This window comes from Litoribrevibacter euphylliae (genome assembly GCF_042646085.1).
Taxonomy (GTDB): domain Bacteria; phylum Pseudomonadota; class Gammaproteobacteria; order Pseudomonadales; family Litoribrevibacteraceae; genus Litoribrevibacter; species Litoribrevibacter euphylliae.
Map to the genome: position 1 here is coordinate 214,922 of NZ_JBHRSZ010000004.1, position 16,995 is coordinate 231,916.

The window sequence follows — 16,995 nt, forward strand, 5'->3', positions numbered from 1 at the left end:
TTATAGAGTACTCATTTTTTTAGTGATTAAGTATTAATAGACACCTGATATGAGGGAAGGACTACACTGCAATAGAACTATTCAGAGGTTCCTTAACTCTCTGGTATGGAATTAATGATTCTTCCGTTAAAATGCCGCTGATTTAAATCTGTGAGGCTGTTCAATGATCGAATTGTTAGTGTTGGCGGTGGCTTTGAGTATGGATGCGTTTGCGGTATCCATAGGCATAGGTGCTAAGCATTCCTATCAAATCCCTAGGTTAGCTTTTAAGTCTGCTGTTTATTTTGGTGTGTTTCAGGGCGTGATGCCGTTAATTGGTTATCTGGGCGGGCAAGGTGTATTGGGGTGGGTTGAAGTGTACGCTCCCTGGATTGCTTTTGGTCTGTTGGTCTTTATCGGTGGCAAAATGATCTACGAGGCGTTATCTGAGGGCATTGAAGAAGACATTGCTCAAATTACTCATCGAGTCATGATGATGCTTGCCATTGCCACCAGTATTGATGCCATGGCTGCAGGTTTTGCTTTAACCTTGCTGGATGTGAATCCCTTTGTCGCTTGTTTAATTATTGCAGTGACCACTGCGATCTTTAGCTTTGCGGGTGTATTTATAGGTGATCGAAGTGGCACTTGGTTGGAGAGTAAAGCCGAGCTTCTGGGGGGCGTGGTGTTGATTCTGATTGGCTTTAAGATGCTGATGTAAATGGATTTCTGCTATCGACGTTAAGAGAATGGATATCCTATTCAGATAAAGCGGATTCGTTGTTTGAGCAGTGCGTTTTTTGCACTGCGAGTTTCGAAGAAGCGGTACTCTGAATAGGATGTGCATTCAACGCACGAACAGTTAATTTCTCTTACAGGTCGGAACGCCTTCCCGTTCCGCTTTCACAGACTTCTCTTCATCAATGATGTGTTGCGGGAACTGTCCCATAAAGCAGCAACATACATTCTCGTTAATCATGGTTCTTGGTCCGTGTGGGTGACCAATGTGTTTGTATGGCGCATGATGATGGCCATGGGAATGTCCATGACTGTGAGAGTGTCCGTGATCATGTGAGTGGTCGTGAGAGTGGCTGTGCCCATGATCATGATCGTGCGAATGTCCGTGTGAATGATCATGGGAGTGGTCGGATTCACCTTCAGGCTTGAACTCGGCATGATGGTGATGCACGTCTACTTCGCCTCGAGCCAGTCGCGCTTTGAAATCTTCCATCAAACTTAAAGTCGGGGCAGGGCCGGAAATGGTTTCATTGATACGCTCAATGAAAGTATTGATCACATGTTCCTGATCGCGAAGGTAATCGGCTTTCAGGAATTGAATATCCGGATTCTCTTCCGCTACCTTGTCTACATAACCGTGAATACGGTCGATCAACTTGCCACCGAATAAGAAATAAGGCGCAACCACAATCTTTTTGAAGCCCAGCTTCACAGCCATTTCTAAGCCGCGACCCACAGACGGGTAGGTCACGCCAGAATAGACAGTTTCAGACCAGCCAAAACCAAGATTCTCTGAGACAATTCGAGTCAATTTTGCCGCTTCGGCATTCGCTTCGGTAACCGAGGTGCCACGGCCGACAACCACCAACATGGTGTCATAAAGATCACCGACTTTCGGTGTTTCTGTCAGCCCTAAGGCGTCCAAAATACGTGTTTGGAATGCAGTGATCATTTCATCGTGCAGACCCAGTTCTTTACCGTATTCGATGGTCAAACCCGGGTGCTTTTCCATGTAAGTGGTCAGCACTGATGGAATGTCGTTCTGAGCGTGCGTTGCAGCGAATAACATCCCCGGTACGGCATAGATGGTTTTAACGCCGTTTTCGACCAAAGTATCTAACGCCATATGAATGTTTGGCGCAGAATATTCGAGGAAACCATACTCCACATTCAACGACGGATAACGTGCTCTAAGGCCCGAAGCCAGTAGGCTAAACTCTTTCTCGGCAATCTTGGCCCGGCTGCCATGACCACAAATAAGAACGCCCGCATCGTTTGGTAAATCCGTCAGTTTCATTGGTTTCTTCTCTTGTTAATTTTGTCTATAGACTAGCTAAAGTGGCGGGATTATGGCGATTTTTTATGCATGATAAAAGCGGAATTCGGCAAATCGGTCTAAGTGGTACTCGGAAAGTGATTACTCTTGTGCGCTTTTTCTTTATACTTTGCGCCTCGATTTTAGGTTCCTTCGGGATTAATAGGGAATGTCCGGTTAGATAAATTCTTATGTAACCAGAGAAGCTGAATAAAAACGTCATGAGCGCCAACTGGGCTAGGCAAAATCAGATGAAAACGCGCAGTTTATATGTAATAAATGAGCATTTTGAATCTGATTGTTAACAACGCATAGTTAAGTGCAATAGTTTTTAGACACTTCCCAACGACAGCTGTCCCCGCAACTGTATGCAGTTAGCTGAGATCAAATAGACCACTGGTTTAGAGAACGATAATCTCGACCGGGAAGGTGATCAAAGCGCCAGAGCTGTGAGCCAGTAGACCTGCCAGGATCGAAACACCGGTTGTCGGGGATTGCAACTAGGGCTGATCAGTTAAGAGTTTCCTTTCTTATTTGTTGGGGTGAAAAACCGCCCGACAATATCGGCTTAGTCTTTTTCCGTCTATGTTATTTACGTCATGTATTTATCACATGTACTGATGATTTAAGCGCTTCGTACTGAAGAGGACTCACCATGCAATTGAAAAAAATTCCCGCCACCGTCGTTACCGGTTTTTTAGGAAGCGGTAAAACCACTCTGTTATCCAATGTGTTGAAACAAGCGCAGGGCAAGCGCATTGCTGTCATCGTGAACGAATTTGGTGAGCTGGACATCGATGCAGACTTACTACGAAGCTGTCCTCTGGATTGTGAAGACGAAAACGCGCAAGCGGCGACCGGGCAGGATGGTATTTACGAGCTGGCCAATGGTTGTATCTGTTGCACAGTAGAAGAAGAGTTTTTGCCAGTAATGAAACAACTGGTTGAGCGACGAGACGACATCGACCATATCCTGATTGAAACCTCAGGTTTGGCTCTTCCTAAACCATTAGTTCAAGCATTCAACTGGCCTGAAATCAAACAACACTGCACAGTGGACGCTGTTATTACCGTGATCGATGGCCCGGCGGTAGCGGACGGTCGTTTTGCAAATGATACCGATTTGGTTCAACAACAACGCTTGGCGGATGAGAATCTTGATCACGATCCGAGCTTGAAAGAGCTTTTGGACGATCAGCTAAGTGCCGCAGATTTGGTGGCCGTCAGTAAAAACGATTTGTTGGACGAAGCACAACGCAAACAAGTAGAACAAGTCGTGGCAGCCAAAGTGCCTGAAGCCGTAAAGACCATCTACACCAGCAACGGTGAAGTGGCTTTGGATGTGTTGATGGGCATTGAATCGGCGGCGGAAGAACGCATTGATCACGTTCATACGCATCACGATCACCACCATGAGCATGGCGAACATCATGAGCACGCCCACGATCACTTTGATTCTTTTGTGATTAGCTTGGGCGAAGTGCAAGGCGATGCACTGCAAAGTATTTTGAAAGACTTGATTGCCGAGAAGAATATCTTCCGTGCCAAAGGCTTTGCTGCCTTGCCGGGCAAACCTATGCGTCAGGTGTTGCAGGCGGTAGGTAAGCGTCTAGACGTACACTTTGATCGTCTATGGACCCAAGATGAACCACGTAAAACCCAGCTTGTGTTCATCGGAAAAGGCATTGCTAAAGCCGAGATTGAAACGGCATTAAAAGTCGCTGAAGTTTAATCTCCTTCACCTGATCTTGGTTTTCTAATGCACTTATTCGCAGCCCAACCGGGTGGATTTAACGACGAAGAGGGGATTGTTGATCTTCAACAATCCCCGGCAGATTTGGTGATTCTGTCAGCCGCCGACAGCACCTTAGCCGCTCTGGCCAATACCGCCGAATCCCTTCCAGATGATTATCCTTCGTTGCGCCTTGCGAATTGGATGAACCTCACCAAACCGGCCGCCTTGGATTTGTATATCGACAAGGTGATTGATCACGCCAAGGTGGTGATTGTTTCTGTGCTCGGGGGGGAAAACTATTGGCCTTACGGTGTGGAACAACTGATCGAATGGGCGAATGGCGGGCGAGATCGGGTGTTGGTTCTGGTGCCCGGCGATGATGCGCAGGATGAATCTTTGATGCGTCAATCCACGGTGGATTACGGCGTCGTGTTTCAGATTTGGCGTTACCTTCGCGAAGGTGGCGCGGTTAATTTTCAGCAGTTTTATCGCTATCTGAAAGCCGAGCTTTTTTCTGGAACGACTGATTGTGAGGTTGCTCAATGGCAAGCGCCTCGACCTTTACCTCATTGCTTGCTTTATGCGCCAGCTTACTTAGATTTAAAAGGAGAGCAAATCAATGGGGTCAGAGTAAACACTTACTCTGACCCCATTGATTCTCGTTCTCTTGTTCCAGAAAAGAGCCAGGCAACCTATCAGGACTGGCAACAGCATTGGCTTCAAAATGACCCGCTGAATCACAAGCCCGTTGCTGTGCTGTTGTTTTATCGCAGCCATTTGCAATCGGCCAATACCGCGATGTTTGATCAACTCATTGCGCTCTTGTCTGAACAAGGTTTGAATCCATTACCTGTAGCGATTTCGTCGTTAAAAGATAACGAGTCTTTGGCCTTGGTGAATGCCTTGATCGAGCAGAGCAAGGCGTCAGTCATCATCAACACCACGGGCTTTGCCTCCAACCGAGTGGAATCTCCTGATTTGTCGTCACAACCGACGGTGTTTCAATCTCCGTTTGATGCGGATATCCCTGTGTTGCAGTTGGTGCTTTCCAGTTCCACCGAGGATGACTGGCAAGCCTACAGTCAGGGATTAAGAAGTCGGGATATTGCCATGCAGGTGGTTTTGCCTGAGATGGATGGCCGAGTGATCACCCGAGCAGTAAGTTTCAAGTCGGAAGCCTGGTATTCCGAACGCTGTCAGATTTCCGTAGTGGGTTATCAGTTGCATCACGAACGTGCTCTGTTTGTGGCTCGATTGGCGAAAGCCTATGGTGACTTGGCGAGCAAGCCAAATCATCAAAAACGCATCGCGGTGATTTTGGCGAATTATCCTACCAAAGACGGACGTATCGGTAATGGTGTCGGTTTGGATACGCCTGCGTCGACCATTCATATTTTGAAGGCGCTGGAAGAGGCGGGTTATCCGATTCAGAATGTGCCTGAAACGGGCAATGCCTTGATTGAAGAATTGCTGGGCGCTGTTACCAACAACCCGAACACCCTTCATCAGTTGCCGTGTTGGCAAAGCATATCGGCCGAAGACTACTGGCGCTATTTTTGTGAATTACCGGAAGCCTGTCAGCAAGCTGTGTTGGATCGCTGGGGCACGCCGGATCATGATCCAAAATACCGAAACGGGCGCTTGATGCTGTCGGGTATTCGTCTGGGGGAAACCTTTGTGGGGATTCAACCGGCGCGTGGTTATAACCTGGATTTGGCGGCGAATTATCATGACCCGGACTTAATTCCCCCGCACAGCTATTTGGCCTTCTATTTCTGGCTTCGTCATTGTTATCAAGTCAGTGCTGTTATTCATGTGGGCAAGCACGGCAATCTGGAATGGTTGCCGGGTAAAGGGTCTGCGTTGTCAGATCAATGCTGGCCGGACATTGCGCTTGGGCCGATGCCACATTTTTATCCTTTCATTGTGAATGACCCAGGTGAAGGGTCTCAGGCCAAGCGCCGAACTCAAGCAGTAATTATTGACCATCTAATGCCACCGATGACGCGAGCCGAAAGCTATGGCGAGTTGGCGGAATTGGAAGGTCTGGTGGATGAATATTACCAAGCGTTAGGCATGGATACACGCCGTGAGCAATGGTTGAAAGATGAGATCCTGATAGCGGTTAGAGCGTCCAATCTCTTGCAAGAGTTGGCGGTTAAGGATCAATCCGACAACGAGCAAGTGTTGGAACAACTGGACGCTTACCTGTGTGAAATTAAAGAAGCGCAGATTCGTCACGGGCTACATATTTTGGGTGAGCTTCCTAACCAAGATAAATTGGCCGATACGCTGGTGGCTTTGTTGCGTTTACCCAGAGGCAGCGAAGCTCATAGCCAGGGCATTCTTCATAATCTGATTGATGACCTAAATCTCCTGGTCGACGGCGAGTTGTTTGACCCGCTTATGGCTACGGTTGAGCCTTGGCAAGGGAATAGACCCGAGTGTTTAGCCAAGGTTTCAGGTCAGATATGGCGCACCGAGCAAGACACCCGTGAGCGATTGGAACTCCTGTCGAAGTCGTTAGTAGAAGACTATGTGTTGTCTGACGTTTATTTACATAATGATGAGTTACCAGAAACACTTTCTGTCCAGTTTCCTAAAACCACGTTACAGCTGATCTATGCAAAGATGGTGGTTTTGAAGGCGCTGAATCAGAGTGTTGAGCAGGAAATCTCGGCATTAGTGAAAGGCTTGGCCGGGCAATTTGTGGAACCGGGGCCGAGTGGGGCTCCGACGCGTGGCCGATTGGATACACTGCCAACTGGGCGGAATTTCTTTTCGGTAGATAATCGTTCGATTCCTTCTCCCGCTGCGTGGGCCATTGGCCAACGTTCGGCACAGGCATTGATTGAGCGACACCTTCAGGAACACGGGGATTACCCGAAACAATTAGGCTTGTCGGTGTGGGGTACCGCCACCATGCGAACCGGTGGTGATGACATTGCCCAAGCCTTTGCTTTGATGGGCATTAAGCCGATCTGGGCAGACGGTTCCCATCGGGTGATTGATTTTGAAATCGTACCCGGGATGTTACTTGGGCGGCCCCGTGTGGACGTTACCCTTCGTGTTTCCGGCTTTTTCCGCGATGCCTTTCCCAACGTCATGCGTATTTACGATGCCGCCGTGCTGGCTTTAGCGGAGTACGACGAACCAGGCACAGATAACGTCATTCAGCAAAACATCAGACAACGTCAGCAAACCTTGATGGATCAGGGGCTGTCCCCCGAAGAGGCCAAACGACAAGCCAGCTATCGTGTGTTTGGTTCCAAACCGGGGGCTTACGGCGCAGGCTTACAAGGTTTGATTGATGAGCGTTGTTGGGAAACTCGTGCTGATCTGGCCGAAGCCTACTTAAATTGGGGTGGCTACGCCTATGGCACATCTGAAGAGAGCCGTGATGGTGCCGATGCCCGTGGAGCTTTCCAACATCGACTCAGTCAGTTGGAGGCCGTGGTTCAGAATCAGGATAACCGCGAACACGATTTGTTGGATTCGGACGACTACTATCAATTCCAGGGCGGTATGACCAACGCGGTGGCGGAATTTTCAGGGCAGGAACCTGTGGTCTATCACAACGATCACTCCAACCCGATGGCACCGAAAGTTCGAACCCTTAAAGAAGAATTGAATCGGGTGATTCGTTCGCGGGTTTTGAATCCCAAGTGGATAGAGGCCATGCGAGAACACGGTTACAAGGGTGCGTTTGAGATGTCAGCCAGTGTTGATTATCTCTTTGCTTACGATGCCACCACCAATTTGATTGACGATTACCAGTATCAGTACGTGGCGGATGCTCTGGTGTTTGATGAAGAAAACAAAGCCTTTATGGAACAAAACAACCCGCACGCTCTGGAAGAAATGGCCGAACGTTTATTGGAAGCAACACAGCGCGGTTTATGGCAAGAGCCCGGTGACTACGCCGACAAATTACAAGATCTGTTGTTAGAGATAGATCAGCAACAGGAAGGGATGTAAACGATGGCCTTCAAATCTCCTCACACACTCATGGTGCAAGGTACAACGTCGGATGCCGGTAAAAGCATTTTGGTGACCGCCATTTGCCGGATTCTCGCACAACATAATATTTCGGTGGCTCCTTTTAAGCCTCAGAACATGGCGTTGAACAGTGCCGTCACAGCCGACGGCGGGGAAATTGGTCGTGCCCAGGCAGTGCAAGCGGAAGCCTGTTATCTGGAACCAACAGTGTTGATGAATCCGGTATTGTTGAAGCCAAACAGCGATGTTGGAGCACAGGTCATTGTGCGTGGCAAAGCCATCGGCAACATGAAAGCCAAAGAATATCACCTCTACAAACCTGAACTTTTGAACGATGTAGTGGCGTGTCACGACGAGTTAGCTGGGAACTTCCAAAGCATTATTGTCGAAGGGGCGGGCAGTCCGGCAGAGATCAATTTGCGTGAGCACGACATTGCCAACATGGGCTTTGCAGAAGCCGCCGATTGCCCGGTGATTATTGTGGCGGACATTGATCGAGGTGGTGTGTTTGCTCATCTCTACGGCACCTATGCCTTGTTGAGTGAATCCGAACAACAACGGGTGAAAGGTTTTGTGATCAATCGCTTTCGTGGTGATGTAAGTTTATTAGAACCTGGGCTGGATTGGTTAAAAGAGAAAACCGGCGTGCCTGTGCTTGGCGTAATTCCTTATCTTCATGACCTTCACATTGAAGCGGAAGACAGTTTGGCTCGATCTCAACAGAGTAATGATCAGTCGGTAGAGAACAAATTAAAAATCATTGTGCCTATGTATCCGCGTGCCAGTAATCATACGGATTTCGATGTGTTGCGAATGCACCCGGATGTGGATTGTCAGTTTGCTCGCACCTTTGACGATCTGGACGGGCATCAAAAAGGCAGTGTTCCCGAAGCGGATTTGATCATTCTTCCCGGCAGTAAAAGTGTGCGTGATGATCTTCAATGGTTGAAGGATAACGGCTGGGATACTTTTATTAGGCGTCACCTACGTTATGGCGGTAAGGTTTATGGTATTTGCGGTGGCTATCAAATGTTGGGCCGTTGGATTCATGACCCGAAAGCCATTGAATCGGCCGCAGGATCATCCGAAGGTTTAGGTTTGTTGGATATTGAATCAACACTGACCCCCAACAAGACATTAACGAATGTCACCGGAAAACTACTAGCTGATGCGTCAAAAGCTTTGCTCGGGCAAGAGGTTGAGGCCGATGTTCAGGGCTATGAAATTCATGCCGGGGTAAGCAAGGGAGACGGTTTATTCCGCGCCTTGTTTGAGTTGCATTCTAATCGTGAGGATCAAACCAGTGCCTATCTTGATGGTGCCATAACAAGCGATGGTCAAGTAGCGGGCAGTTATGTGCACGGGGTATTTGATCAGTTGGCGTTATTGGATTTTTGGTTACGCTGGGCTAGTGAAGGTCTGGACTTCCAAACATCTCGTTTTGATTATCAGGCCTATAAGGATAAACAAATCAATCGTTTAGCAGATGCGGTCGAAGCGGCCATTCCGATAGATTGCTGGAAAGCCTTGTTATCACTTCCATTGAAACCAGATCAGGCTACACCCGAAACAGATCAGATTGCTCTTGAGTCAGATAAGGAGAAGGCGTGAGCACTTTGGCCTTAACGGTAATTCTGGCGTTTGTGTTGGATAAGCTCTTTGCCGAGCCCAAGCGGTTTCACCCGTTGGTGGGATTTGGCAATTATGTAAGTCGCATTGAATCCTGGTTGAACCAAGGCGAAAGCCGAACACTGAAAGGCGTGTTAGCGGTGATTATCGCTATTCTTCCTTGGTTGCTGATCTCTGTTGTTCTGACGGCGTTGATTGCTGAATCTTCTTTGTTGAATGTCATCGTATCTGCGGTGGTTTTGTATCTTGCTGTGGGTTGGCAGAGTTTACTTCAACACGCACAACAGATTGTTGGCCCTTTAAAGACGGGGAATTTGGAGCAGGCACGAACCTACGTCAGTTGGATCGTCAGCCGGGATACCGACACCCTCGATGACACTCAGGTGGCTAAGGCGGCTACTGAATCGGTTCTGGAAAACGGTGCCGATGCCATCTTTGCAGCGGTGTTTTGCTTCTGTTTGATGGGTATTCCTGGAGTGGTTTTGTATCGGTGCAGTAATACCTTGGATGCCATGTGGGGTTACAAGAACGAACGCTTTTTATCTTTTGGTTGGGCTGCGGCTCGCTTGGATGATGTGCTGAATTACATCCCCGCGCGACTCACGGCATTAAGTTACGCTTTGATGGGGAATACCAAACAAGCACTGGATTGCTGGCAACGAAAAGGGCACATCGGTAAAAGCCCGAATGCTGGGCCAGTAATGGCGTCGGGAGCGGGGGCTTTGAATGTGTCTTTGGGTGGTGCAGCGTCTTACCATAATCGCATTGAACAAAAACCGGTATTAGGGCCGGAGGAAGATGAGAACACTCGTGCCTCTGCCGATTCCATCACTCACGCCTGTGATCTGGTAAATAAAACCTTGGTGATGTGGATAGTCGTGATCATGGTTATGTCTTGGGGCATTTCGGTAGCTTGCTCATGAAGGATAAATCGTCGTTTACGCCTTTACACGGTGGCGACCTGGTTGCGGCCAGTGAGCATTATGGGATTCCTTTGGATCAGTGGCTTGATCTCTCCACCGGCATGAACCCGGAACCGTATCCTATTGGTGACATTCCGTCGTCTGTATTTACTGAGTTACCTTATTTAAAACCGGAATTCTTATCGGCTGCGGCTTCTTATTATGGTTCGGATGCCTTTGTTGCTGTGTCAGGCAGTCAGTCGGCCATTCAGGCATTACCCACACTCTTGCCAACTCTTCCTGTGCTGTTACCGAGAATCGGCTATCAAGAACATTCGAAATCCTGGCAAGCAACACATGCTACGACTTTTTATCCCAGTCTAACCATTGATGCGCAGAGCCTGTTTATTGAAACTGCACTGGTGGAAAATACCAGCCAGCATCTGGTGGTGATTAACCCAAATAACCCCACAGGTGTGATGATAGCTCCCGAGGTTTTGTTGGATTGGGCCTCACGATTAACCAATGGTGGTTGTTTGATCGTAGATGAAGCTTTTATGGATCTAACGCCTGAACTCTCACTATTAAATCGAGCCTTACCTGAGAATATCATCGTGCTTCGCTCGTTCGGAAAGTTCTTTGGGTTGGCGGGACTTAGGTTAGGGTTTGTATTTGCTTCGCAGAACATCAGGGCACAGCTCGAACAAGCCTTAGGTTTATGGCAGGTAAATGGTCCGGCTCAGTTTATCGCATCAAAAGCGCTGACGGATGCTGAGTGGCAGCGCAGTGCAGTTGACCGGATAGCTCAAATGCATGTGCACACCCGAAAAATGTTGGTGCCTGTATTCCAAGAGTTTAAGTCTGAGGTGTTGAACGATTCCGGATTGTTCATGAGCTGGTTAATGGATACAAGCAAAGCCATGATCTTGGCTGACAGGTTAGCTCAGCAAGGTATCTTGATTCGTCGGGTTCAATGTTCAGATGATCAGTCGGTTCTTCGATTTGGCTTACTCAGCTTGAGCCAGAACATTCTTCTTTAAATTGGCTGTTATTGTCTTAATTTCTCTTCATCTAATGCTTATTTCTTGTCGTGTTTTCCTAATCTCACGGCATAAAATCTCAGTTCTATTAAGTATCCTCAGCGCTGTTGTTTTCTAACGTTTTGTATTGCATGACGTTTTTGCTCCCTCTTAGCGTTCTTCAAAACTCAAGTATTTCAGATTTGATCAGAAAACCTATCTAAATTGTTCTATTGCGCCAATCATTGTTCAAACGCGTGATGTTCGATGCTTCTTATGTTAATGTCTAATTGTTAGACAAAAATACAATTATTACAAAAATATTACATAACAATAAGAACAAATCTCAAAAGAGGGTGAGGGGATATGCTGGCAATGAGATTGCTTGATGGCGCCTGGTTATCTGGTGTTCGGACAATTGGATGTGCTTTTCTTTTATATTTATCTGTTGGACTGCAATTGGTTTACGGGGATTTGAAACCCCTGAAAGACTCGGAGATGTCGGGCATCAGTGGGCAGGCTTTTATTACCATCGACAACTACAATGTCCAACAGCAAACCAGTGGCTATTCAAGCGCTTCAGAAACCATTGATACTGAATTTCTTAAGATCAATATCGGAGCAGATATAGAGACCCACTTAAGTATTGATCATCTGGAGCTGGGTAAATATCCCCGTTATGAGAACGGCGAACCGTGTCCGTCTTCTGGTTGCGATCCTAATCGGATGCGAGAAACCGCTGGTTCGGATATCGATATTCGCGACTTTGCATTAGGGCACTACAGCAGGAACTCGGATGGTTCTGTCGATTCCAACCCTTTTAGATTCATCAATCCATTCATTGAGTTTGCATTCGAAAATGGCCCTGATGGTACGCAACAAGTTATTGGTGCCCGTATTGGCTTTGAAAAAGCAGGAGGAATCCTCTCGGGGGATATAGAAACATTAACCGGCAACATTGAGGTCAAGATTGATGGCGTACAGCCCATACTTGAGTTGTTCGGTGCCTGTATTATTTGTGTTCCTATCTCTACTCAAGCGCAACTGCAGTATGGTGAATCGGGTGATCCTAACGGTAATAATGAGGGCAGTTATGATCCGATACGTGCTCAGTACATTGGTGTGTTAAGTCAGGAGAGTGTCGAGATATTTGGAGCGTTTGATTTATCCACCAGTGGTTGCAGTTTGATCGTGGTGGATACTTGTCATTCTTTAGGCAAGTTCCAGTCTGTAGAAATTGGTAAGGCCAGTCCGGATGGCTTGGTCTCTAACTTTTTCTTATCGACTCAAAAGAAAGATATTGCTTGGGCCATTAACTCTCTAGGAAATTTAGTGCCGAGTTATAAAACGAACCACCAGGGTAAGCTGATAGCAGACGGGAATAACTTCCAGCAGACCTTTATGGGGTCGTTTCTTAACATTCCAGCAGGAGGGGTCGAGTTAACGCCCAGAGAAGCAGCGAATGGATTGCCCAGGTTACCAACACGGTACACCGATGCTGCATTAGGATTATTTTAGGTGACAAATAAGGATTGAACCTTGAAGTAACGATGAGTTAACAGGATTGCCTTATTAGCGTCATTGTCCGTTCACAGAAGCTTGTCACCCTTGTTGCCTCGGAATGAAAGCCTGTCTTTTACTTTCGATAACTGTGCGGCGCCCGAAGCAATTCGGGCGCTTTTTCGGAATCTTTTATGTGATGTGCTTTTTCTTTGTGATGTGCTTTGACAGAAGGTTAGAATGGACTTTTTGAGCAAGGGAATCGCCAGATGAATGCTTCTATCCATTCACTTCACAACGACGATCTGACCGTTTCAATTTCCAATCATGGGGCCGAACTGCAAAGTATTAAGGATGCTCAAGGGCTGGAATATTTGTGGCAGGCCGATCCGAAATTTTGGGCCCGCAAGGCGCCTGTGTTGTTTCCTATTGTCGGGGCACTAAAACACGGCTGTTATCACTTCAAAGGTAAAGAATATGCTCTGAGCCAACATGGTTTTGCCAGAGATAGAACCTTTGAGTTGGTCGACGCTTCTGATTCTGAGGCTGTATATCGGTTAACCGACGATCAGCAAACGCGCGAGCTTTACCCTTTTTCGTTTGTGTTGGAAATTGCGTATCGGTTGGAAGCAAAAGCCCTAGTCGTGGAATATCGGGTAATGAACCCATCTGATGAAATCCTCTGGTTCAGCATCGGTGGTCATCCAGCGTTTAGTTTGAATTGGCAAGCGGGGAGCGCGCTTTCAGATTACTACCTTGAGTTTGAACACGCTGAAACGGTGCAAGCCGCGTTGATCGAAAACGGTTGTTTGGGAGAGCCCTCGGTTCAACCCTTCGTAGAAGGAAACCGGATACCGTTAAGTGATCAGGTGTTTGATCAGGATGCACTGGTTTTCACTGAACACACCTCGCGACATATCACGTTGAAACATAAGACGTTGGATAAATCCCTATCCGTGCGTTTCGAAGGCTTTCCACATCTTGGTATTTGGTCAAAACCCAAAGCACCTTTTGTGTGTATCGAGCCGTGGCAAGGGCATGTGGATACTCAAGATCATAGTCAGGAATTTACAGAGAAAGCTGGTATCATAGCGCTCAAACCGCATCAGAGTTATCACGCCAGTTATTCCATTCTAATTGACTGATTCCGATGATCGTTATTTAAGTGCATTCATTAGAGAATCGTTAATGAAAAAAATCGCCGTCTTTGCTGACGTTCAGAACATTTACTACACCACTCGGGACAAGTTTGGTCGCCCATTTAACTATCGTAAGTTATTGGAAACCTTGTCCGAACAAGGTGAGTTGGTGGTGGCTAACGCCTATGCCATTGACCGGGGTGATGGCGGTCAAATGCGTTTCCAGTCGGCGCTGGCACAGATGGGGTTTAAGGTAAAACTCAAGCCTTACATACAACGCAGTGATGGCTCCGCGAAAGGGGATTGGGACGTCGGCATTGCCATTGATGTGATGGAAGCCGCGCCTGATGTAGACACTGTTGTTTTACTCTCTGGCGATGGCGATTTTGATCTGTTACTGGATAAAATCCGGGAACGTTATGATGTGGAAGCCATTGTTTATTCGGTGGTTGGTTTGACGGCTCAGTCCTTGATTCGGGCGGCCAGTCAGCATGTTCCGATTGATGAATCCTTCCTGGTTTAACTGGCAGCTGTTTTTCTATGTTGATTCTTTCCAACCACGTATCCATTCCTGACTATGAAATTGAGATGACGGCGATTCGTTCGCAAGGTTCGGGTGGTCAGAACGTCAATAAAGTCTCCACGGCTATTCATCTTCGCTTTGATATTAAGGCGTCCAGCTTACCCGACTTTTACAAAGAACGATTGCTCGCGTTGTCGGATTCCCGCATCACCAAAGACGGCGTGATCATTCTCAAATCCCAGGAATACAACAGCCAGGAAAAGAATCGGGAAGCGGCGTTGGAGCGTTTAAAAAGTCTGATCAAACAAGCAGTTCAGGTGCAAAAAAATCGAAGGGCCACTAAGCCGACCAAAGCTTCTCAAAGACGTCGTATGGACAAAAAGACCCAGCGCGGTCAAGTGAAAACCATGCGTGGTAAGGTGAAGTTCTAGGATCTCTCTTTTGGATAATTGATAAATTCTTCGTATGGTGTTTTAACGGAATACCAAGATAACGGTGATGAGAGCATATGTTCATGCAAAATGAGCTCTGCTTCTCACCATCGTCTTATCAAATCCAATAAACTGCGCGGCAAACGTTTTCAAGAGAACCTACGATGGATATGGCAACGGATTTGCCTGATCAGCGTGGTGTGAGATTGCATGATGTAATGGGCAACCATTACCTGTTCTGTAATCAATGCGATGCACCAATCGATCAATGGAACAACAACCTTCGTTACGTCAAAGACAGCTTCTTTGCCCGTCACTTTTTATTCGAATTAGTTACGCCTTTTTCTTCAAACTCACTTTTCAGAGAGCTCTATCAATACGTTCGTCCGTATGATCACCAGTTGAGATTCAAAAGTGATGACGTCGTTATGGAAGATTTAATCCATATGTTGGGCTCTGAAGAGCTTCAGGTATGGTTGCTGTTTAATGAACATTTTGACAATCTTCCTGACCACATATATGAAGCTCAGCCAATGGCGGGGAGTGAAGCGAACTCAAGTTTGGCTGGGAATAAATCAGCCAGAGCATCTTCCCCCCGATCTAATCAAGGTTCATCTGGTAGTGGCCAGCCTGCCGCAGCGAGTAACTCTGCTAAAGCGTCTGTACATGAGAGCGGTAGTGCGGCAGCAGCAGGAGTGACCGGTGCCTCAAGTAAGGCTGTTCTACCCTCGAACTTAGTTGAAGCAAAAGTCATTTTAGAGCAACGTCGCAAACAAATTGCTGCAACAGGCTATCAGCCAAAGTACTCTGATAAAGAACTCGAACACATGGCACAACATGGTGATGTTGGGGCAGAGCGTTTCCAGGTGCGTTTTATGGAAACTAACTATTTATCTAGCCCAAAAGAGCCAACCGAGCACCTAAGTGGGGCTATGGGGAGGGTTATGAAAGGGGAAACAGGCGAAGGTGCAAAGTATTGGTCCACAAGTTTAGATCAGCTGGAGGATGCAGATACAGATCCTCAGTTAATATGTGAAAAGTTGGGATTAACATATGATCAAAAAGCAGACTATTGTCTTGTTATTGTAGATACACAAAAAGCAGTACCTATGACAGGTGTAAAAAGTGTCTCTGCGACGTTTGAGAATGTTAGTGAATTTGCAAATACAGAATTGCCTGAAGACTTTCCTAAATCTTTTACGGACGAGACTATGACTCCGAAGTTTCAGGAAAAGTATGCTCAGCATTATAAAGCAGCTGACCAGCAAGAGTACTTTGAGGATGAGTGGTCATCAAAAAGCTTCGATCGATATCTTAATTCAACTGATTTAAGTAAGGCTGATAAGAAATTAATGAAGCAGCGATTCGACATGCACGGCACAATTGGTAATAACGAAGATTATCTTGGAAACGGTCTAACAAAGAATAATAATCCATCAGTTGATCAGAAATACGGTGTGGTGGAGACACTTAACTTTGAGAGACAGAAAATTAATCTAGCCCAACTTGACCAAGCAAATGCCATTTCTATTATTCCCAGTTTGAGGCCTGTATGAGTTATATACAAAATTACCCTTTGTTACCTCCTCTGGAGAAAATCCTACAGCATGATCTACTCCCTAGTGGATCAACCATAGTTGGTCAATTAAGAAAGGGTAGTAAAGAAAATAATCCAAACTATGTGTTTGTTAAACGAGGTGCGAACCTTTCGATTCTTATCACCTATGTAACTCACAGGATGGGAAATAGGGAATATATCTGTGACCAATATGATTTTCCCTTAAAGGTTCTGTCATGGTTCCCAAAAGCACTTGAAGAGTTTAAGAGGCCTCCAGCAGAAGGCGGTTTACATGCTGGAGCTATGATCAGCAAAGATCAAGATGTGGATGGTGAAATGTTGGCGATAGGTAGTACAACCCGAGGCTATAAGCTGGTTAATAGAACAAGAGATGCAGATGGAGTAGATGCCGATCCTGATTTTTATGAGCCTACTTCTTTAAGCCTAGAATATGATCTTCTTGAGGATTACGGCTTACTTAATTTCTGGAAGTCCTTGGGCGAGAAATACGAGCGTGATGAGTTGTAG

13 protein-coding genes and 1 riboswitch are annotated in these 16,995 nt (G+C 46.7%); of the genes, 12 read left to right on the plus strand and 1 reads right to left on the minus strand.

What is annotated here, in order from left to right:
* Window positions 1-163: 163 nt before the first annotated feature.
* Window positions 164-700, plus strand: a complete 537-nt coding sequence (locus tag ACFOEK_RS08460) for a manganese efflux pump MntP (protein WP_386719119.1) — start codon at window positions 164-166, stop codon at window positions 698-700.
* 141 nt (window positions 701-841) lie between these two features.
* On the opposite strand, the gene ACFOEK_RS08465 is transcribed toward ACFOEK_RS08460, so the two are convergent.
* Window positions 842-2,014: a sirohydrochlorin chelatase gene (locus ACFOEK_RS08465; RefSeq protein WP_386719121.1), complete on the minus strand. Its 1,173-nt coding sequence runs from the start codon at window positions 2,012-2,014 to the stop codon at window positions 842-844.
* 145 nt (window positions 2,015-2,159) lie between these two features.
* Window positions 2,160-2,517, plus strand: a riboswitch (cobalamin riboswitch).
* A gap of 170 nt (window positions 2,518-2,687) precedes the next feature.
* Here ACFOEK_RS08465 and cobW point away from each other — a divergent pair.
* The 11 genes from cobW (at window position 2,688) to ACFOEK_RS08520 (ending at window position 16,995) form a co-directional block, all read left to right on the plus strand.
* Window positions 2,688-3,764, plus strand: a complete 1,077-nt coding sequence (cobW, locus tag ACFOEK_RS08470; protein ID WP_386719124.1) for a cobalamin biosynthesis protein CobW — start codon at window positions 2,688-2,690, stop codon at window positions 3,762-3,764.
* Between the two features lie 27 nt (window positions 3,765-3,791).
* Window positions 3,792-7,745 carry a cobaltochelatase subunit CobN gene (gene cobN, locus ACFOEK_RS08475; protein WP_386719127.1) on the plus strand — a complete coding sequence of 1,318 codons (3,954 nt, stop codon included), beginning with the start codon at window positions 3,792-3,794 and terminating at the stop codon, window positions 7,743-7,745.
* Window positions 7,746-7,748: 3 nt separating this feature from the next.
* On the plus strand, window positions 7,749-9,377 hold the full coding sequence (locus tag ACFOEK_RS08480; protein WP_386719130.1) for a cobyric acid synthase: 1,629 nt from the start codon (window positions 7,749-7,751) through the stop codon (window positions 9,375-9,377).
* Window positions 9,374-10,318, plus strand: coding sequence for an adenosylcobinamide-phosphate synthase CbiB (gene cbiB, locus ACFOEK_RS08485; protein WP_386719133.1), 945 nt, complete (start codon window positions 9,374-9,376; stop codon window positions 10,316-10,318). Before ACFOEK_RS08480 ends, cbiB begins: the two co-directional genes overlap by 4 nt.
* On the plus strand, window positions 10,315-11,337 hold the full coding sequence (locus ACFOEK_RS08490; RefSeq protein WP_386719136.1) for a threonine-phosphate decarboxylase: 1,023 nt from the start codon (window positions 10,315-10,317) through the stop codon (window positions 11,335-11,337). Before cbiB ends, ACFOEK_RS08490 begins: the two co-directional genes overlap by 4 nt.
* Window positions 11,338-11,682: 345 nt before the next feature.
* Complete coding sequence (locus tag ACFOEK_RS08495; RefSeq protein ID WP_386719139.1) at window positions 11,683-12,834, plus strand: hypothetical protein; 1,152 nt, start codon at window positions 11,683-11,685, stop codon at window positions 12,832-12,834.
* Window positions 12,835-13,085: 251 nt separating this feature from the next.
* Window positions 13,086-13,961, plus strand: coding sequence for an aldose 1-epimerase family protein (locus tag ACFOEK_RS08500; RefSeq protein WP_386719141.1), 876 nt, complete (start codon window positions 13,086-13,088; stop codon window positions 13,959-13,961).
* Window positions 13,962-14,004: 43 nt separating this feature from the next.
* Window positions 14,005-14,478, plus strand: coding sequence for a LabA-like NYN domain-containing protein (locus ACFOEK_RS08505; RefSeq protein ID WP_386719143.1), 474 nt, complete (start codon window positions 14,005-14,007; stop codon window positions 14,476-14,478).
* Window positions 14,479-14,495: 17 nt separating this feature from the next.
* Entirely contained in the window at window positions 14,496-14,909 is a 414-nt protein-coding gene (gene arfB / locus ACFOEK_RS08510; protein ID WP_386719146.1) for an alternative ribosome rescue aminoacyl-tRNA hydrolase ArfB, read from the plus strand.
* 206 nt (window positions 14,910-15,115) lie between these two features.
* Window positions 15,116-16,465 (plus strand): hypothetical protein, encoded by a 1,350-nt coding sequence (locus ACFOEK_RS08515; protein WP_386719149.1) that lies wholly within the window; start codon window positions 15,116-15,118, stop codon window positions 16,463-16,465.
* Window positions 16,462-16,995, plus strand: coding sequence for a hypothetical protein (locus ACFOEK_RS08520; RefSeq protein WP_386719152.1), 534 nt, complete (start codon window positions 16,462-16,464; stop codon window positions 16,993-16,995). The genes ACFOEK_RS08515 and ACFOEK_RS08520 overlap by 4 nt, the downstream gene beginning before the upstream one ends.